Genomic DNA, 18,619 nt, shown 5'->3' on the forward strand with positions numbered 1-18,619 from the left:
CTCATTTCCTTCTCTTGAGTGCGTAAATCCCCGCCACCACGGACAGGTCCTGCCACGGCATTCCAGTGCCTTTGAAGAACCGGGGGATGTCTGGCGGAAGTTCCGCCCTGCCGGTGACGAGGTCTTTGAGGGTGGTGGCGGCGCCCCAGTCGAAGCTGCCCTCTGTGGCAGGGATGATGAGGTCTCCAGCCTCGCGCTGAGCACTGGAGCGGGACTCCACGATGACGGCGGATCGTTGCGCCAGTGCACTGTCAGTCTCACGGTGGTGGGGGTCATGGGAACCGATCGCGGCAACCGTCGCATGATCCTTCAGCAGACCGGAGTCGAACAGCGGCTCCGGAGATGCAGTGCAGCAGACCACCACATCAGCTTCAGCCACGGCCTCCGGCCCGCTCACGCGCGCACTGACACCCAGGGATTCGGCCGTTTCAGCTACGGCTTGTACTTTTTCCGTGCTGCGGCCCACAACATCGAGGTGAACCAGGTTCATCACAGCCTGCAGCGCCTCAATATGAGCGTGTGCCTGGACACCGGTGCCGAAGACCACCGCACGACTGGCTGAAGCTGCTGCGGCGTGCCTGACCGCCAGAGCGGTGGTGGCCGGTGTGCGCAGGGTAGTCAGTGCGGCACCGTCTAAGGTGGCCACCGGGGTGTGAGTCTCCCCGTCAAAGAGCAAGTAGACACCTTGAATGACGGGCAGGCCCACTTTCTCATTGCCTGGCCGCAGAGTCACCACCTTGGTGCCGCACCACGCAGAGCTGGCTGAGGGCATCTGCAGCATTTGGCCCCGCGGGGTGGTCAGCCTGGAGCGCTCCCCGTCATCCTCAGGGTCGAACCCAGCTACTAACGTCTCCTCCAGAGCGTCGACCGCTGCGCGCATCGGCATGAGCTCTGCAATCTCCTCCACCCCGATCCATAGAGGTGCCCCGGACTCAGGCTGCGACATAAACCCCTCGTTCTGTCGGTTATCGATCACTAATGATTGAAAAGGTAATTTAGCAGCTGCCAGGCGCCACGGGAAGAGGTGAGGGCCAGGCCCTCCTAAACACTCTCTGCAGGGGTGAACACCCTCAGATGAACTCCACGCCCTGGGCCAGGGGCAGCTCCCCGGAGTAGTTGATGGTATTGGTGGCCCGGCGCATATAGGCCTTCCAGGCATCTGAGCCGGATTCACGGCCGCCGCCGGTTTCCTTCTCTCCGCCGAAGGCCCCACCGATCTCAGCTCCGGAGGTGCCGATATTGACATTCGCGATACCGCAGTCCGAACCGGCAGCAGAGAGGAAGATCTCCGCCTCACGCTGATCTTCAGTGAAGATTGAGGATGAGAGTCCTTGTGGAACGGAGTTGTGCAGTTCGATGGCCTCCTCCAGTGTCTGATAGGTCAGCACGTAGAGGATGGGAGCGAAGGTCTCCTGGGTGACCACCTCGGTCTGGGTGGGCATCTTCACAATGGCCGGTTCCACATAGTAAGCCTCAGGAAACTGGTCCTGCAGAACACGGGAACCGCCCACCAGCAGTTCGCCGCCCTGCTCCTTGGCTGCGTTGAGCGCCTTGTGCATCCCCTGATAGGCGGCTTGGTGAATCAGCGGCCCAACGAGGGTGCCTTCCTTTCGGGGATCGCCGATGCTGAGTGTCTTATAGGCGACCACGAGCTGCTCGGTCAGTCGTTCACTGACCGATTCGTGGACGATGAGTCGGCGCAGCGTGGTGCAGCGCTGGCCGGCAGTACCAGCAGCGGCGAATGCCACTCCACGCAGGGTGAGCTCCAGGTCGGCCTTATCGCTGACAATGGCGGCGTTATTGCCCCCCAGCTCCAGCAGGCATTTGCCGAAGCGCTGAGCGACCCGGGGGCCGACCTCCCGGCCCATTCGGGTGGAACCGGTGGCGGAGACCAGTTTGACCGCAGGGTTGTCCACCAGTGCTTGACCGCCTTCACGGTCGGTGAGCACCAACTGGTGGATGCCTTCAGGCGCCCCAGTTTCGCTGACCGCGCGGGCTAGCAGCGCATCAGTGGCCAAGGCGGAGAGCGTAGCGATTTCAGAAGGCTTCCACGCCACTGTGTCGCCGGCTACCAGGGCGTTGGCGGTGTTCCAGGCATAGGGGGCTACTGGAAAGTTGAAGGCGGTGATGATGCCGACGACCCCAAGCGGGTGCCAGGTCTCCATCAGCCGGTGACCGGGTCGCTCCGAAGGCATGGTCTTGCCGTAGAGCATGCGTGACTGCCCCAGGGCGAATTCACAGATGTCGATCATCTCCTGCACTTCGCCCTCAGCCTCGGAAGTGATCTTGCCCGCATCCACCTGCACCAGGAAGGCCAGGTCCTTCTTGTGTTCGGCTAGCAGCTCGCCCCAGCGCTTGACGGTTTGGCCGCGGACTGGTGCGGGGGTGTCGCGCCATGCGGGGAATGCGTCTTCAGCCTTCTCGACCGCCTGAGCGACCTCGGCCTTGCTGTGCAGCGGAAGGTGCAACAGATTCTTCCCGTCAATGGGGTTACGGGCGGCGAGGCCGCCGCTGAGCGAATCGACATCGACTCCGCAGGCGGAGAGTGCGGCCTTGGTGTGCTCAATGAGGTCTGACATGGTGTTCTGCTCCTTTAGATGATGTTGACTTCATGCAGTACAGATTCAGCGTTCATGAACCGATCTGCGGAGAATTGCGTGGCATCCATGAAGGATTCCCTGCCCAGGTAGAGGTCAGTGATCAGTTCGCCCACCGCAGGACCCTGGAGGAAGCCATGGCCAGAGAAGCCGGTGGCGTAGAAGAAGCCGGCGACATGGGAATCCTGGCCGATCAGCGCGTTGTGGTCAGGGGTGGCTTCATAGAACCCGGCCCAGCCTGAGGCTAGTTCCGGCTCAGCAAGCTGCGGGGCGCAGATACGGGCAGCGGCGTTGAACTCAGCTAGCCACTCGTTGGAGTATTCGCGGTTGAGGCCAGGTTCCTGCTGGTGGGAGATGCCCAGCAGCAGGCCGTTGCGGTAGTTGTGGAAGTAGAAAGTGGTGCCCAGGTCCAGGGTGAAGGGGACTGCGGGGTGGGCGGCATGCTGCTGCGGGGTCAGGCCGATCATCCGACGTACCGGCACCACGGGGAGTTCGACGCCGGCCTGTGCGCCTATCTGGGCGCTCCATGCCCCGGCGCAGCAGATCACCGCATCGGTGGTGATACATCCGCGGTTGGTGGTCACTGCACAGATCTCTCCTGCTGCCCGTTGGACTTCTAACGCCTCAGTACGGGGCAGGATGGTCACCCCCAGCCGGCGCGCAGCAACGGCGTAACCCTCCACTACTGCGCTGGGATCAGCATGCCCATCCTCCGGAGAGAAGGAGGCCCCCAACAGTGCACCAGTATTGAGGTAGGGATTGAGCTCTCCTGTCTCCTCGGGACTGATCAGCCGGGAGTTGACCCCCAGGCTGTTCTGCCGTGCGGTGGCTTCTTCCATGGCGGCCAGCTGCTCTTCGGTACGGGCCAGGAAGAGGTAGCCGACCCGGGAGAGTTCAATATCAGTGCCGAAGTCCTCGGTAAAACGCGCAAAGCGCTCCAGCGAGCGCTGGCCCAGCTGGATATTGCCCGGGTCGGAGAAATTGGCACGCACCCCGCCCAGTGGTTTTGCTGAGGATCCGCTGCCAAGCTCGAACTGCTCCACCAGCACTATGTTCCGCACCCCGGCAGCGGCCAGGTGATACGCGATGGAGACCCCCATGATGCCCCCTCCGATAAGCACCACATCAGCAGCACGGGGCTGGGTGAGGTCGTCGGAGGGCAGCGTCAGCGGTACGGTGCGGACACTCACAGGACAAAGACCTTGCCAGTGTCCACTCCTTCAACAGCACGCCGGTAGGCCAGCCCCACAGACCGGTCTGAAACCGGCTCAAAGCCTGGGAAGAAAGCATGGTACTTCTCCGCGCTGCTCAGCACGTTCGGGCTGACGATATTCAGCCTGATCCCGCGCGAATACTCCACCGCGGCTGCTTTGACGAAGTGCTCCAATGCGCCGTTTGCCATCGCAGAGGCAGCACCGGCAGCAATTTGTTCACGCCCGATGATGCCCGAGGTCAAGGTCACCGATCCGCCATCGTAAATGCGATCCAGGGCCTCTGCGGCCACGCTGACCTGACCGATCACCTTGGACTGCAGACCACTGAGGTAATCGTCTTCGCTCAGCTCAGTAACAAGTTTGAAGGGGGCCTTTCCGGCGGCAATGATCAGTGCATCGAACATACCGACCTGCTGGAACGCCCTGCCCGCGGTAGCCGGCTCTGTGATGTCTACTGGCGGATCGGAGCTGCGGGAGAGACTCACTATCTCATGGTGCTCGCCTAGCACTGCACCGGCGGCCTGGCCTACATGTCCGGTGCCTCCCACAATCACGATCTTCACAACTGCTCCTTATCTCTCCCCTGGGTCCAGCCCCAGGCGCTGAGTGACCTGGTCGATCGAGTCCTGCTGCTGCTTACGGTACATATCGGTAGGTTCTATGATCTGTCGGCCGACAATCTCGGACAAGGTGTGGATGTCAAAGGAGACTGCTGCCGCAGTGTCGTCTCTGGAACCATCACCGTCCAGATTGGACTGGAAGATTCCTGCCGCTGACTTCGGCAGGAAATCCTCATAGACGATCGGAGTCCGCTCCACAAACCCTCGGCTGACCGCATCCTCAAGAGACAGCCCCGCTGCTTGATCTGTCTCTTCTGCTACCGCGTAGGTGAAGTACCCCAGTTCTTGCTGTGCCAGGCCGGCCTCTGTGCTAGGGAGGTTCTCTCGCCACACCTGCAGAGCGATCTCCGGTTTGCGGGAAGTATCGCCACCCTCAGCCACACGTTTGTCCACTTCGGCAAGCATGGTGTCATAGAGTTCCCGCCCGGCGGGGGTCACCGCGATCCCCCGCTGTTCCACCTCACCGAAACGTACCTTCAGGCTGCCTGGGCCCACAGTCCCATCATCAAACTCAAACACTCGTTTCTCAGACAGAGCGCGGAAGGAGGTCTGACGGAGCAGGATGTCCGGGCCCTCCCAGCGCGGGGGGCCCTGGATCTCATCGATCATCGTGATTCCGCGGGCTTCCATCTTCTGGTACAGCGCATCGATGTCCAGTACCCGCGGAGTGAGGTGGTTGATATGGGTGGAGTCCACCCCGCCGATGTCCGCGGCCACCGCTGAGATGTTCTCCAGGCGCCGGTACCAGCTCTCTGTGATGGGGGAATCCGAGAGGACAAAGGACTCTACAGCCAGATCCAGCAGCCGAGGAGCTTCTCTGCCCTCGATCCCACCATCCGCTGCCGCCTGATCAGCCAAACCCAACAACTCTTGGCCAAACAGCTCCCGCTGGGACATAAAGTCCCAGAGCTCGCGGCGCAGTTCCTTGTCGAAGAACCGCGGGTCATCAATAGTGAGCATAGAGGTAAAGACACGGAACGGGTTCAACGCCAGTTCATCCGCGTCCCGAGGGCGGAAGGCCGTGGAGACCACCGGCACGGATGAGGCCGCAGCGTCCCGGAGATCATAGAAGCCCACCGGGTACATGCCGAAGGCGGCGAAGAGCCGAGCCACATTGCTGAGCTCCTCCGGCGTGCCGACGCGAATGGCACCGTGTCGCTCTGCGGTGACCCGGTCAATGCTGCCCAGCCGTTCTGCGTCATGGCCGAGCCTGTCGAGGTAGTCCTTGTTGACCTCGGTGGAGACCTCTACCAGCGTGTTATAGGCGGGCACTTCCTCTCCGTACATTCTGGACATTCGAAGCGCGAACTCGGCACGCAGCTCCCATGTCTGCATCGGGCACTCCCTTTCTCTGTTATCGAGAGTTATATATAACCGATTACTTCTGGTGACACTAATTGGCCGTGCCGCGAGGTGTCAATGGTGATGCCGAGGCGCACAGCCTCCGGCATTGCACTGATGCGGCTCACCGCGGCGATAACGATTGAGCCACACGGTCGTAGGGAACTGGGAGAATGTGCAACGGTTCACGTAGCCTAGTGACACACACCGCATCACTGACTATTGAGGAGAATCACGATGACGTGGACAACCCAAGCCACCCGTCTGACCGCAGCTGCGGCTGCCGCAGCCCTGCTGCTGAGCGCCTGCGGGGACGATGACGAGAACGGCAACGGCAGTGATGCCGAAGCCGGTGAAACTGTTGACGAGTCTGAGGTGGGCGATCTGGACGCCGACTTCATCACCATCGCCACCGGCGGGTCTTCCGGGGTCTACTACCAGATCGGCGCCACTATGACCGACATCCTGGCCGATGAGCTGGACTCCGACACCTCGGTGCAGGCCACCGGCGCCTCGGCGGAGAACATCAACATGATCACCGACGGTGACGCCGAGCTGGCCTTCACTATGGGCGATGCCACTGTGCAGGCCACTGAGGGCACCGGGCCGTTCGAGGACGAACCGCGTGATGATCTGATGGCCATCGCCACCCTCTACCCGAACACCGTGCAGTTGGTGGCCCGCGCTGACTCTGGCATTGAGTCGGTGGAGGACCTTGAGGGCGCTAATGTCGCCGTGGGAGATGTGGGCTCCGGCGTGGAGCTCAACGCCCAGATGGTGCTGGACGCCTACGGTCTGAGCTACGAGGATATCAACGAGGACTACCTCTCCTACGCCGAGGCCACTGACCAGATGGCCAACGGCCACATCGACGCCGCCTTCGTCACCTCCGGGCTGCCCAACCCCACCCTGGTGGAGCTGGGCACCAGCACTGATTTCGTCTCAGTGCCAATTGACGGCGAGGGCCGCGAGAACCTGCTGACCGAGCATGACTTCTTCGCAGAAGACCTCATCCCCGCCGGCACCTACCTGGACGAGGAGGATGTGGAGACTGTGGGTGTGACCAACCACCTGCTGGTCACCGCAGAGCTCTCCGAGGACGCGGTCTACGACATCACCGCCGTTCTTTTCGACAACCTGGACCGGATCCACTCCTCACACGCCGCTGCAGAGCAGATCACTCTGGAGTCGGTGACTGAAGGCATCGTGGTGCCGCTGCACCCCGGCGCCGCCCGTTACTTCGAGGAGAACGGCGTCGACCTCGACTGACCGTCTGAAACTCCCGGACCGGCGACGGCGGCTGTTGGGCTATTGCGGCTCAGCGGCCGCCGTTGGCGTCCTCACACTGACCCTAGGCAGCAGTGCAGGCTGTGCTGCGGGGACTGAGGATGAGCCACGGGTGGTCATCTCCCACCAGCGCACCGATGAGGTCTACGCCGAATATCCGGTGGAGCACGACACAGAGATCAGCCAGACTTGGATCCACTCGATCGAGCTCTCGCCCTGGACCGACTACTACCGGGTGGAGATCCCCCTGGAGGGCGGACAGCCGTATCTGGTGCTGGAGGCCACCGAGTTTGAAGAGTACGGCGCTGGGATGCCTCTAGATGAGGGTGATGTCAGCTTTGGCAACGGAAACATCCGGATCGATAACATTGACCGGAAGTTCGATACGATCACTTGGTTCCACTCGCACAGCGCAGACTACGAGCTCACTGTTGGGGACGATGTGACGATCAGCGCAGACCAGCTCCCTGACCGCGAACCTTTAGAACTGAGAATTGAGACCGCACCGTGATGACGTCTAAGAAGACCGCCGAGCCTGAGCCCGGACGAACACCTGAAGCTGGGGTTGATGTGGTCGAGCTCAACACCGGGGACGCCGATGCCCGGGAGGCGCTGCAGGATGAGGCCGCCGAGGCGGTGGCCAAGTATGATGCCGAGTCCCGGGTGCGCACCACTGAGTGGAAGCCTCTGGCCCTGCTGATCAGTGCAGTGGCGGTCTTCACCGCGCTCTATCACATGTGGACTGCCTATGCCGGGCCGCCGGCCACGATGATCCACCGGTCCATCCATGTCTCTGCCATGCTGTTCCTGACCTTCATGCTCTACCCGCCTTCGCGGAAGGCGCGGCAGAACTGGTGGCGGATCCCGGATGCTGTGCTGGCCCTGGCCTCCACCGTACCCACCATCTACCTGGTGGTGAACTACGAGTCCATCGTGCTGCAGGCCGGCCGCTTCACCATGACCGACGTGCTGGTGGGCGCCCTGCTGGTGGTGCTGGTGCTGGAGGCCGCCCGGCGGGTCACTGGTTGGGCGCTGCCGATCCTGGCAGTGCTGTTCATCCTCTTCGGCATGTACGGCCGCGAGCTCCCCGGACTGTTCCGGCATCGCGGCTACGACTGGGACACCCTGGCCTATAACTTCTACGCCACCACGGAGGGGATCTTCTCCACCGCAGTCGGCGTCTCAGCCACCTATATCTTCCTGTTCATCCTCTTCGGCGCTTTTCTGGCGAAGTCGGGGATGAGCCAGCTGTTCAACGACCTGGCCCTGGCCATCGCCGGACAGACCCGCGGTGGACCGGCCAAGGTAGCCACAGTGGCCTCCGGCTTCATGGGGTCGATCAACGGTGCGGCAATCGCCAATGTGGTCTCCACCGGTGCCTTCACCATCCCGCTGATGAAGAAGATCGGCTATACCCGGACCTTTGCCGGTGCGGTGGAGTCCACCGCGAGTGTGGGCGGGCAGATCCTGCCACCGATCATGGGCGCGGCCGCGTTCATTATGGCCGAGACACTCGGTGTTCCCTACACCACGGTGGCCCTGGCTGCGATCGTGCCGGCACTGCTCTACTACATCAGCCTGATCGCCCAGATCCATCTGCGGGCCACCCGGATGGGGCTCAAAGGCATCTCCAAGGACAGCCTCCCGGCGGTGCACCAGGTGCTCAAGGAGCGCGGCCATATGCTGCTGCCCCTGGTGTTCCTGATCTACATGCTGTTCTTCACCGGATACACCATCCTGTACTCCGCCCTGTTCACCATTCTGGTGACCATCGGCATCTCGATGATCCGCAAAACCACCCGGATGAGCCCGATGGATATGATCCAGGCCCTCGACCAGGGCACCCGCTCGGCCATCTCGGTGGCCGTCGCCTGCGCCTCGGTGGGTGTGATCGTCGGAGTGGTTTCCATCACCGGCTTCGGCGTGATTCTGGCCAGCGCCATTGTGGATCTCTCCGGCGGGGTGCTGTTCTGGACCCTGGTGATGTCCATGGTCGCCTGCCTGGTGCTGGGTATGGGGCTGCCCTCGATACCCGCCTATATCGTCACTGCCACGATGGCCGCACCGGCCCTGGTGGAGCTGGGCGTGGAGCCGCTGGTGGCCCACCTGTTCGTGTTCTACTTCGGGCTCTTCGCCAATATCACTCCTCCGGTGGCGCTGGCCTCCTTCGCCGCGGCCGGAATCTCCGGCGGTCGTCCGATGATGACCGGTGTAGCTTCGATGAAGCTGGCGGCCGCCGGCTATGTGATCCCCTATATCTTCGTATACAACCCCGACCTGCTGCTGCGCGATGTGGATTTCATCACAGGGGTGCAGGTGGTCGGCTCGGCCCTCCTGGCGATTCTGCTGCTGGCAACTGCCCTGGAGGGCCACTTCATGGTGGATATGGCCTGGTACCTGCGCCCGGTCATCGCCGTAGGCGCGGTGATGATGCTCTCCACGGATCTGACCTATGACCTGATCGGCATCGGCCTGGTGGCCGCTGTGCTGGCCGTGCAGATGATTCGGGCCAAGGCTCAGAACCGTCTGCATATCAAGTCGATCTGACGTGGCAGCACTGGGGTGGATCTCGCTGTCGATCCTTGCGGTCGTCTTCGCTACCTCCGTGGTGCAGCGGGTCACCGGCTCAGGCTTCGGGTTGATTCTGTCACCGTTCGTGGTGCTGCTGATCGGGGCACATGAAGGGGTTATGCTGTCCAACTTCCTAGCCATCTTCGCACCGGCCTTCGTACTGTGGCGGACCTGGCGGGCCGTCGAGTGGAAGCGGCTGCTGTGGCTTCTGATTCCGGCGATCGCTGTCATGCCTCCTGCAGCCTGGGTCTCAGTCCGAGCGCATGAGGGAGTGCTCTATATAGCAGTGGGGTCCCTGGTGATCTTCGGAATCCTGCTCTCATTGGTGGTGCACCGGATCCGGCTCAAGCTCGATGGGCCGCTCACCCGGATCACCACCGGTGCGGCGGTGGGCACCGGAACAGTGCTGGCTGCCGTAGGAGCACCGGCCACTGCGATCTACACGGCGCTCTCCCGCTGGTCGATTCCGGCGATGGTCGCCACTGTTCAACCACTGTGGATAGTGGTCTCGGTGGTTTCCTTCGGCACTAAATGGGCCATGGATGATGGCCAGCTGCCGGCACTTCCCTGGTGGGCCTGGCCCGGCTCAGTGGTGGCGATCGTAGCCGGCATGTATGCCGGAGAGTGGTTCCAGCGGCATATGAACGAATCCTGGCTGCGCCGTACAGTGACCTTGGTGGCTCTGCTGGGCGGGGTACTCGCCCTGGGCATGGGTATCGGCGTGTTCATCAGCTGAGCTGCTCAGCGTACGACGCCGCCTGCCCGTCTCAGGTAGCTTCGGAGTCGTAGGGTGCCGGAGCAGTGGTCAGGGGGTCGGCGTCGTCGTTGTCTGTCTGTTGCCCTGTCACAGTAGTCCCAGCTGCGGCCGACCCGGCCACCCCTGCGGCCAAGGCGCCCCCGCTTTTGGCAGTCTGCTGTGAGCCGGCTCCACCAAATAATTCCACGGGGTCCACAGCTTTCTTGACACTGCCCACCGCAGCCTTAGCCTCATCGTAATCCTCGGCCAAGGCCTCCCTGATGATCCGGCGCGGATCGTACTGGCGGGGGTCGTACTTCTGCCAGTCCACTTCGTCGAAGTCAGTACCGGTCTCCTCCCTGAACCTCACCTTGGCGTCATCAGCCCAGCTGCGGGCGCGCCTGACCCAGCGGGCCAGGGTCTGGGCATAGGTGGGCAGCCGTTCCGGCCCCAAGAGCACCAGGGCCAGGACTATGAGTATGAGGAACTCGTAGAAGTTGATGCCGGGCACAGGGAAACTCTACCCGGCCGCCGGGGCTAGTCGGCGAACCAGCCGAAGATCTCGTCGAAGCCGCGCTCCAGACGGTCAGCGGGGCCGGGCACATTAGGGGCCAGCTGAACCCGGGAGCGATCAGTGATCATCACCCAGGAGGTGATTTCTGAGGCTCGGTGGTGGGGCAGGCTGGAGGTGATGACGTACTGGACGCTGGAGGTCTCTACAGCGGTGGTCCAGGTCTCCGCCTCCTCCTCGCGGTACAGGGTAGCCTCTTGGCCGGTGGTCAGCTCCAGGGTCTCAGCGGTCACCGCATCCAGGTTCACCACAGAGTGCAGCTTCTCATGCAGCGGGTAGAGCTCCACCTTCTCGGCCTCGGGGCGGGTCTCTGCCACATTGATGAAGGAGGTGCCGTCGGTCAGGCGCACCTGGATGGTGCGGACGCTCTCGACTGAGCTGGTCTCCACGTAGTCGTGCTGGAAGCCTTCCCGGTCCAGGTAGGGCACAGCCCAGCCCAGCGGCTTGAGGTCGCTGATCCGGTCCACCGGCAGTTCCTTGACCTCAGTGCTCTTCAGCGCCCCGGGCAGGATGGCGGCAGCTTCACCCACTAGGTATTCTTCATCTGTCCCGGCCGGAGCATGCAGGGCAGAGACGGTGGCCACCTCGCTGTCGGCAGTGACATTGGGACTCTGCCGGGGTTCGGGAGGAAGCAGCTCGGTGACGGTGGGAGTAGTGGGAGCGGCCCGGCCGCCGAGCACCCAGGCCGCGCCAAGGATGATGCAGGCCACCAGTGCGAAAGATGCCCCGAATACAGCGATAACCCAGCTGAGACTGACTCGGCCGGGCGTACGCGATCCGCGGGGGGTGCTGCTGATTGTGCGGGGCATCCCGGCTAGTCTGCCCGGAGTTGCTGAAAGTATCCTTATTTTTGGCTGGGAATCCTTGTCCCCGTGACCTGACGAGCGGGGCGCTATAGTTCACTCATGACATCGCCGGACAAGATCAAGTACGCCAGCTGGGCCTATGCCGAGGAACATGCTGGTCCAGATGAGCTGGTGGAGCATGCCGCCGCACTGGGCGCTGATCTCGGCGTGCAGCCGCTTGCGGAGGGAACCGCTGCTGCGCTGACCGTGCTGGCGGCCGCTGCTTCGGCCCGCGCTGTGGTCTGCATCGGCCTGGGCACCGGGCTTGGTGCTGCTGCGCTGCTGCGCGGGTCGGCCCAGGACGCGGTGCTCACCGGCATCGATGCCAGTTCAGACTGTGTCAGCGCTGCCCGCCAGCTGCTGCAGGCACATGGTACGGCTTCGGCACGCACCCGGCTGATCACCGGCAAGGCCGATCAGATGCTGCCCCGGCTGACCTCCGGAGGCTACGACATGGTGTTCATTGAGGCGGAAGCCCAGGATGTTCCCGGGTTTGCGGAGCAGGGGCTGCGGCTGCTGCACTCCGGCGGGCTGCTGGTGGTCAATGATGCCCTGGACGGCGACCGTGTCCCCAGGCCCGCAGTGCGTGAGCCTTCCACGCAGGCGATGCGACAGGTGGAAGCGGCGCTGCGGAAGAACCGCGCCGTGGTCAGCGCCCTGTTTCCCACCGGCACCGGTCTGCTCACTGCCGTGAAACTCTAGCGCAGGTATTGACCGTAAACGGTTCGATACGGAATGCCTGGCGAGGAATGCGGGACACCTGACATTGGGAGACTGTGCAAGCGCAGTGCCTTTGTGCGGACCATGTCAGTTTGTGCAAGCCCTGTCAGGGAGCAGACGCCTTGGGCCAACGGCCGAGCTGAGCGCCGCGAGGTGCCCGTAGCAGGCCGTTTACTCGCCCACTGCTTCGATCAGACACTGCTTGAGCGATTCGGCTTCCTCGTTGTTGATCTCCAGCACCAGACGGCCGCCGCCGTCGATCGGCACACGCATAATGAGGCTGCGCCCCTCCTGAGTGACTTCCATCGGACCGTCGCCAGTACGCGGTTTCATAGCAGCCATCGGGCTATCCCTCTTCCGTAGTTGTGCCGATTATCAGGGTTAACACCCCTATTATCCCTCACTGAGCGGCAATGTCATCACGGTCACGGTCACCGGTCTGCCCCGCTGAACGCTCAGCCTGGGCCTGGCGCAGCTGTTCGGTGAGGGCGCCCAGCAGCTTGTCCACCTGCTCCATCCGGTAGCCGCGGGGGGCGGCGTCGAACTCTACCTGCTCCAGGTGGGCTGCGGTCAGTCCCGAATCCCCGGCCTCGGCGAGCAGCTCATCGACTGGGTCAGGGAGCGCTGCCGGGGACTCCTCACGCGGGGCGGGTTCACCGTCCCAGGCGCCCACCAGCAGCACCACGACGACGCCGAGTCCCACCACTGCGATCACGAATAACCACATCACAGCTCCACCCTACGTGCTTCCCCACAGCCTTGAGTGCATGATTTGAGCAGTAGTTTGAGCGATCCTGAGCCCGAATTGCTACCCAAATCATGCACTCGACGAAAAAAGACGGCGCTCAGCGTCGGGAGGGCTGGGCCTCGGGGTCCTGATCCTCGTGGATAGGGGTCTCATCGACCGGGGGCGGGTCGGACAAGTCCGGCTGGAAGATGAGGATGAAGATGCCAAAGGCCACTACGTAGACCGCGAAGATCCGGAATCGCGCCCGGTAGAGCAGGGTGAGCACCAGCCATAGGGCGAAGGCTCCGACCACGGCGGCCACGATGAACGCCATCCAGTAGGCCTCAGCCCCAATGCTGAACCCGCCCTGATGGCCGATCAGGCTGCGCGACTGCACCGCGGTGGCTGAGACGATGGTGGGGATCGCCACGAAGAAGCTGAACTGCGCGGCGATCCGCCGGTGCATGCCCAGCATCAGGGCCGCAGCAATAGTGATCCCGGAACGCGAGATGCCGGGGAACAGGGCGATGGCCTGGGCCAGCCCGATCACCACTGCCACCCAGATGGTCATCTGGGCCGCGCCCCGCCAGGTGTTGGTCACCGAGTCGGTCCACCAGAGGATGCCTGCAGTGATGAACAGCAGCACCGCCACCATCCAGGGGGTGGCGAAGACCTCGGTGCCGTATTCGCGGATGACCAGGCCCAACACTCCGGTGATGCCCACCACGATCACGCCCAGCAGCATGAGCTTCAGGTGGATCAGGTGCCGGAAGCTTCGCCGCTTGACCAGCCAGCCGATCTCCCGCACGGTGCCGTGCAGCAGGCGGATCAGCGGCTTCCACATCACCACGACCACCGAGACCATAGTGCCCAAGTGGACCACCAGGTTGAAGAAGATCATCTCCGGGCTGTCCGGGGCAGGGATTGCAGAGCCGGTGTCCACCAGCCAGTGCTCGGCGATCACCAGATGCGATGAGGAGCTCACCGGGATGAACATGAACAGCCCCTGGATCGCGCCCAGGAGCACAGCTTCCCACAGAGTCAACTGCTCAGGACTTCCGGTTGTAGAGGTACATCGAGATCGGAGCGAACACTACCACCAGAAACCCGCAGTAGAGGGCGACCAAACCGAGGCTGGCGGCGTCGTAGGTGCCATCCATCAGCTCGCGGACCGCGGTGACCAGCACGGAGACCGGGTTGGCGTCCACCACCGGCTGCAGCCAGCTGGGCATGGTAGCGGTGGGCACAAAGATGTTCGAGGCGAAGGTCAGCGGGAAGATCAGGGTCATCGAGACCCCCATCACTGCTTCCTCAGTGGGCATCAGCAGGCTGACCATGGTCCACACCCAGGAGAGGCAGAAGCTGAACACCAGCAGCAGGGCGAAGCCGGCCAGCACCCCGGCGACCCCGCCGTCCGGGCGGAAGCCGACGATGAAGCCCACGGTGAGGATGATGGTTCCGGCCAGTGTGTAGCGGACCTGGTCACCCAGCAGTGCGCCGACCAGCTGAGCGGGCCGCCAGGTGGGCAGGGAGCGGAATCGGTCGAAGATGCCCTTGGAGATGTCCTTGTTCAGGGTCAGACCGGTGTACATGGTGATCATGATCAGGGTCTGCACAAAGATACCGGGGATGAAGAACTGCACGTATTCGCTGATCGCCGCTCCGCCGGTCTCACCGGACCCGGAGACCACCGCACCCATCGCGCCGCCGAAGATCAGCGTGAACATGACGGTCATCATGATCGGGAAGATGGTCACGTCGAAGAGCTGCATGGGGATGTGCTTAATCTTCAGCATGGCGCGCCAGCCGAAGGTGATGGAGCCGGAGAGCGCCCCGGAGGGGGTGGGACGCTGCTCGGCCGGCAGCAGAACGCTGCGAATACGTCCGGCCTCAGTGCTGGTCTCGACGGCTGGTGCGTATCCCGCCGTTCCCTGACGTGGCCCGCCCGAATGCTCCACATCCGCGCCTGAAGCCGGCAAGTCGCCATGCTCCTGCCTCACCGCAGTGGTTTCGGTCTCCCTGCTCATGCTGCTCCTCCTGACCCGGCCGCGGCGGCGGCAGTGGATCTGCCGTCGTTGTTAGCATCGTTGTTGTCTTCTGCCTCTGTCGGCTTGCCGGTCAGGGCCAGGAACACCTCATCCAGGCTGGGCTGACCGAAGCTGAAGGTCTCCACTGCGATCCCGGCCTCCTCCAGGGCGGCCAGCGAGGGGGATGCGCTGGCGTCTTCGCCCAACCGGGCGGATAGAGCCGCGGAGTCCTTCTCGCGGACGACGACGCCGCCCACTGTGCGTTCCAGCACCGCAGCGGCCTCTTCGCGCTGCACCGGGTCCACCACGCGGACTTTCAGCGCGCCGGCGCCGACCTGGGACTTCAGCTGACCCGGTGTGCCTTCGGCGATCACCCGGCCGTGGTCGATCACCGCGATCCGGTCGGCCAGCTGGTCGGCCTCCTCCAGGTACTGAGTGGTCAGTAGGATGGTGGTGCCTCCGGCGACCAGGGTGCGGATGATGTCCCAGACCTGGTTGCGGCTGCGGGGGTCGATGCCGGTGGTCGGCTCATCCAGGAACATCAGCTCGGGGGTGACGATCAGGGATCCGGCGATGTCCAGGCGGCGGCGCATACCTCCGGAGTACTTCTTGACTTGTCGGTCGGCGGCCTCGGAGAGCCCGAAGGCCTCCAGCAGGTCCAGGCCGCGGGACCGGGCAGCCTGCTTGTTGAAGCCGAGCAGCCGGCCCAGCAGGATCAGGTTCTCGATCCCGGTGAGATCCTCATCTAGTGAGGCGAACTGGCCGGTCAGGGCGATCTGCTCACGGATGACCTTCGGCTCGGAGTAGACATCGTGGCCGAGCACCAGGGCCTCTCCGGCGTCCGGGCGCAGCAGAGTGGCCAGCATCCGGATCGTGGTGGTCTTACCGGCACCATTGGGGCCGAGCACGCCGTAGATGCCGCCGCGCGGGATGGTGAGGTCCACGCCGTCGACGGCGGTGTTGTCACCGAACTTCTTGACGAGGCCATGAGCCTCGACAGCATAGGGGGATGGGGACACAGATGCCTCTCAGCAGATGGAAGGGGTGCCCGGCTCATCCTACCGCCTGATGATCCGTATGCTGAGCAGCCGTCCAGCTTATTACAGGCCGAGTTGCTGGGCGAGCCAACGGTGGATGAGGGCGTTCATGATGGCCTGCTGCTCGGGGTTGGCTGCGCCGCCGTGACCGCCCTGGGTGTTCTCCCAGTAGGTGACATCCGCGTTGATGCCTTCCAGAGCTGCGGTCATCTTGCGGGCGTGGCCAGGATGCACCCGGTCGTCCTTGGTGGAGGTGGTCAGCAGCACCGGCGGGTACTCGGTGCTCGCATCCAGCAGGTGGTAGGGGCTGAAGCTCTGGATGAACTCCCAGTCATCAGTCTCCGGGTCGCCGTACTCGGCGCGCCAGGAGGCACCGGCCAGCAGCTTGGCGTAGCGCCTCATGTCCAGCAGAGGCACCTGGATGACCACCGCCCCGAACAGGTCCGGGTACTGGGTGAGCATGTTTCCGGTGAGCAGCCCGCCGTTTGAGCCACCACGGCAGGCCAGCTGCTCCTTGGTGGTGATCCCGGATGAGACCAGGTCCCGGGCTACCGCCGCGAAGTCCTCATAGGCCTTGTTCCGGTTCTGCTTCAGTGCCGCCTGGTGCCAGCGCGGACCGTACTCCCCTCCCCCGCGGATGTTCGCCAGGGCGAAGACTCCCCCGGCCTCCAGCCAGGCCTTGCCGACCAGGGAAAGATAGTTGGGGGTCTGGCTGATCTCGAACCCGCCGTAGCCGTAGAGGACGGTCGGTCGTGGTTCTGGGCCGGCATTGGCTTCCCTCGGGGCTCCGTCGGCGGCGGCCTGCACGGTCTCAGCCGGACCGATCAGAAAGTAGGGGATCCGGATGCCGTCCTCGCTGAGTGCAAAGCGCTGAACAGCGGCCAGGCCATCGGCATCGAACCGCTCTGGGGCCTGTTTGATCTGCTCGTATGTCTCCTCTCCGCTCTCCAGCAGAGGTCCCAGCGAACCGAGGTGCCTGGTGGTCGGGGTCAGGAAGTCATTGGCGGTGATCCAGATGTCATCGGACTCACGCGAGTCGAAGGCCCCCACAGACAGGGACCCGGTGATCCCGGTGAGCACCCGCTGGGACTGCCAGGCGGCGTCGTTCCTCCAATGGGCTTCCACATGCTCGACCACATCCTCCATCACGGTCAGCGCGAAGAGGTTCCTAGTAGCGGTGATGCCCTGCAGCGAGCTGGACTCGGTGGGGGTGAACAGCGGGGTCAGCTCAGGCTGGTCACCGTTGAGGAACTTCTCGGCGTCGGTGACATAGAGACTGCCGCCGGGGAGGACGACGCCGCCCACACTCGCCTCAGTGCGCGGGGCGAAGAAGATGAGGTCTCGATGGAACCCGACCCGGACATCAGTGGGTACGTCGATGAGCCTCAGGTGAGGTTCATCGTCCTCGGTGTACTCGATGAGGTAGGTCTCAGAGTCGTAGAAGCCCAGCACCCGGACGGCCACATGGCGCTCATAGCCGGCAGTGGAGTCATAGCCTGCGGAGGCGACCATGTCGTCCTCAGCCACTGAGATGATCGGCTCGGCGTCCAGCAGGTCGGTGCCGCGGACCCAGCGGCGGGCGATGCGCGGGTAGCCAGAGGTGGTGACGGGGATCTCTTCAGTGGGACTGGCCTGGTCGGTGGCGGCGTAGACGGTGTCCGCGTCGATCCAGCTCAGTCCGCCTTTGCCCTGAGGGCGGTAGAAACCCCCGTCTTGGGGTTCGATGAATGCTCTGGTGTTGAGGTCGAATTCACGGGTGACATCGGCGTCTGAGCCTCCGGGCGAGAGGTCGATCAGCGCGCGGGAGTAGCCGGGTATCTCATCACTGGCCTGCTCGGGACGCAGCACGGAGGCGCCATGCCAGACCCAGGTGGTGCCCTCCTGTTCGGAGAGGGCGTCGAGATCGAGGAGGATCTCCCATTCCGGGCTGTCAGTCTTATAGGACCCCAGAGTGGTGCGCCGCCAGATGCCCTGGGGGTGCTCGGCGTCCGTCCAGAAGTTGTAGAACCAGTCGCCGCGCTTGGTGATCCCGGGGATGCGGTCGGAGGCATCCAGGATCTGGCGCAGGGAGTCCTTCAGGGGTGCGAACTGCTCGTCCTGCAGCTTCTGCTCAGCTGTGGCGTTGCGCGCCTTGACCCAGGTCAGCGCGTCCTCCCCCGCTACTTCCTCGAGCCAGATGTGTGGGTCATTGGATGGGTCGATCACACGCTGAGTCATGGCCTCAACCCTACAACCCAAGCGGCTCTGTGCGGAGTGCTGAGCAAGGGAACCGAAGGAAGCGAGCCCGGTCAGGCCAGCAACTGAAGTGAGCGCAGCTCAAGTGCCC

Annotated in this window: 18 protein-coding genes; 5 read left to right on the forward strand and 13 right to left on the reverse strand. The window is 63.5% G+C overall.

The genetic code is table 11. From position 1 onward, the window contains the following. Nucleotide 1: 1 nt before the first annotated feature. From F0311_RS11860 to hglS, 5 genes are all read right to left on the reverse strand, one after another. Nucleotides 2-946: an ornithine cyclodeaminase family protein gene (locus F0311_RS11860; protein WP_150462146.1), complete on the reverse strand. Its 945-nt coding sequence runs from the start codon at nt 944-946 to the stop codon at nt 2-4. Between the two features lie 124 nt (nt 947-1,070). Then, nucleotides 1,071-2,579 carry an L-piperidine-6-carboxylate dehydrogenase gene (gene amaB, locus F0311_RS11865; protein ID WP_150462147.1) on the reverse strand — a complete coding sequence of 503 codons (1,509 nt, stop codon included), beginning with the start codon at nt 2,577-2,579 and terminating at the stop codon, nt 1,071-1,073. A gap of 14 nt (nt 2,580-2,593) precedes the next feature. Next, a complete protein-coding gene (locus F0311_RS11870) occupies nt 2,594-3,787 on the reverse strand; it encodes an NAD(P)/FAD-dependent oxidoreductase (protein WP_150462148.1) in 1,194 nt (397 codons plus the stop codon). Continuing rightward, nucleotides 3,784-4,374 (reverse strand): short chain dehydrogenase, encoded by a 591-nt coding sequence (locus F0311_RS11875; RefSeq protein ID WP_150462149.1) that lies wholly within the window; start codon nt 4,372-4,374, stop codon nt 3,784-3,786. Before F0311_RS11875 ends, F0311_RS11870 begins: the two co-directional genes overlap by 4 nt. A gap of 9 nt (nt 4,375-4,383) precedes the next feature. Further along, entirely contained in the window at nt 4,384-5,766 is a 1,383-nt protein-coding gene (gene hglS, locus F0311_RS11880; RefSeq protein WP_150462150.1) for a 2-oxoadipate dioxygenase/decarboxylase, read from the reverse strand. Between the two features lie 243 nt (nt 5,767-6,009). Here hglS and F0311_RS11885 point away from each other — a divergent pair, with 243 nt between their 5' ends. From F0311_RS11885 to F0311_RS11900, 4 genes are all read left to right on the forward strand, one after another. Beyond that, nucleotides 6,010-7,041, forward strand: coding sequence for a TAXI family TRAP transporter solute-binding subunit (locus tag F0311_RS11885; RefSeq protein WP_150462151.1), 1,032 nt, complete (start codon nt 6,010-6,012; stop codon nt 7,039-7,041). Between the two features lie 130 nt (nt 7,042-7,171). After that, a complete protein-coding gene (locus F0311_RS11890; RefSeq protein ID WP_191089902.1) occupies nt 7,172-7,570 on the forward strand; it encodes a DUF1850 domain-containing protein in 399 nt (132 codons plus the stop codon). Next, the gene (locus tag F0311_RS11895) at nt 7,570-9,606 is read left to right on the forward strand and encodes a TRAP transporter permease (RefSeq protein WP_150462153.1); all 2,037 of its coding nucleotides are present in this window, start codon (nt 7,570-7,572) and stop codon (nt 9,604-9,606) included. The genes F0311_RS11890 and F0311_RS11895 overlap by 1 nt, the downstream gene beginning before the upstream one ends. A 1-nt stretch (nt 9,607) precedes the next feature. Further along, nucleotides 9,608-10,366, forward strand: a complete 759-nt coding sequence (locus tag F0311_RS11900; protein ID WP_191089903.1) for a sulfite exporter TauE/SafE family protein — start codon at nt 9,608-9,610, stop codon at nt 10,364-10,366. A 31-nt stretch (nt 10,367-10,397) separates the two neighbouring features. On the opposite strand, the gene F0311_RS11905 is transcribed toward F0311_RS11900, so the two are convergent. Beyond that, complete coding sequence (locus F0311_RS11905; RefSeq protein ID WP_150462155.1) at nt 10,398-10,877, reverse strand: Sec-independent protein translocase family protein; 480 nt, start codon at nt 10,875-10,877, stop codon at nt 10,398-10,400. Nucleotides 10,878-10,903: 26 nt separating this feature from the next. Beyond that, complete coding sequence (locus F0311_RS11910; protein ID WP_150462156.1) at nt 10,904-11,746, reverse strand: hypothetical protein; 843 nt, start codon at nt 11,744-11,746, stop codon at nt 10,904-10,906. Nucleotides 11,747-11,842: 96 nt separating this feature from the next. Here F0311_RS11910 and F0311_RS11915 point away from each other — a divergent pair, with 96 nt between their 5' ends. Next, nucleotides 11,843-12,484: an O-methyltransferase gene (locus tag F0311_RS11915; protein ID WP_150462157.1), complete on the forward strand. Its 642-nt coding sequence runs from the start codon at nt 11,843-11,845 to the stop codon at nt 12,482-12,484. A gap of 189 nt (nt 12,485-12,673) precedes the next feature. Here the strand turns inward: F0311_RS11915 and F0311_RS11920 are convergent, their stop codons facing one another. The 6 genes from F0311_RS11920 to F0311_RS11945 form a co-directional block, all read right to left on the reverse strand. Then, a complete protein-coding gene (locus tag F0311_RS11920; protein WP_084709788.1) occupies nt 12,674-12,844 on the reverse strand; it encodes a DUF3117 domain-containing protein in 171 nt (56 codons plus the stop codon). Between the two features lie 58 nt (nt 12,845-12,902). Continuing rightward, nucleotides 12,903-13,229 carry a DivIVA domain-containing protein gene (locus tag F0311_RS11925; RefSeq protein ID WP_223881326.1) on the reverse strand — a complete coding sequence of 109 codons (327 nt, stop codon included), beginning with the start codon at nt 13,227-13,229 and terminating at the stop codon, nt 12,903-12,905. A 118-nt stretch (nt 13,230-13,347) separates the two neighbouring features. Then, nucleotides 13,348-14,274 carry an undecaprenyl-diphosphate phosphatase gene (locus F0311_RS11930; RefSeq protein WP_150462159.1) on the reverse strand — a complete coding sequence of 309 codons (927 nt, stop codon included), beginning with the start codon at nt 14,272-14,274 and terminating at the stop codon, nt 13,348-13,350. 4 nt (nt 14,275-14,278) lie between these two features. After that, complete coding sequence (locus F0311_RS11935; protein ID WP_150462160.1) at nt 14,279-15,256, reverse strand: ABC transporter permease; 978 nt, start codon at nt 15,254-15,256, stop codon at nt 14,279-14,281. Continuing rightward, the gene (locus tag F0311_RS11940; protein WP_150462161.1) at nt 15,253-16,275 is read right to left on the reverse strand and encodes an ATP-binding cassette domain-containing protein; all 1,023 of its coding nucleotides are present in this window, start codon (nt 16,273-16,275) and stop codon (nt 15,253-15,255) included. Before F0311_RS11940 ends, F0311_RS11935 begins: the two co-directional genes overlap by 4 nt. Nucleotides 16,276-16,356: 81 nt before the next feature. Next, nucleotides 16,357-18,510 carry a prolyl oligopeptidase family serine peptidase gene (locus tag F0311_RS11945; protein ID WP_150462162.1) on the reverse strand — a complete coding sequence of 718 codons (2,154 nt, stop codon included), beginning with the start codon at nt 18,508-18,510 and terminating at the stop codon, nt 16,357-16,359. Nucleotides 18,511-18,619 lie beyond the last annotated feature (109 nt).

It is taken from the genome of Nesterenkonia ebinurensis, assembly GCF_008711175.1.
GTDB lineage: Bacteria > Actinomycetota > Actinomycetes > Actinomycetales > Micrococcaceae > Nesterenkonia > Nesterenkonia ebinurensis.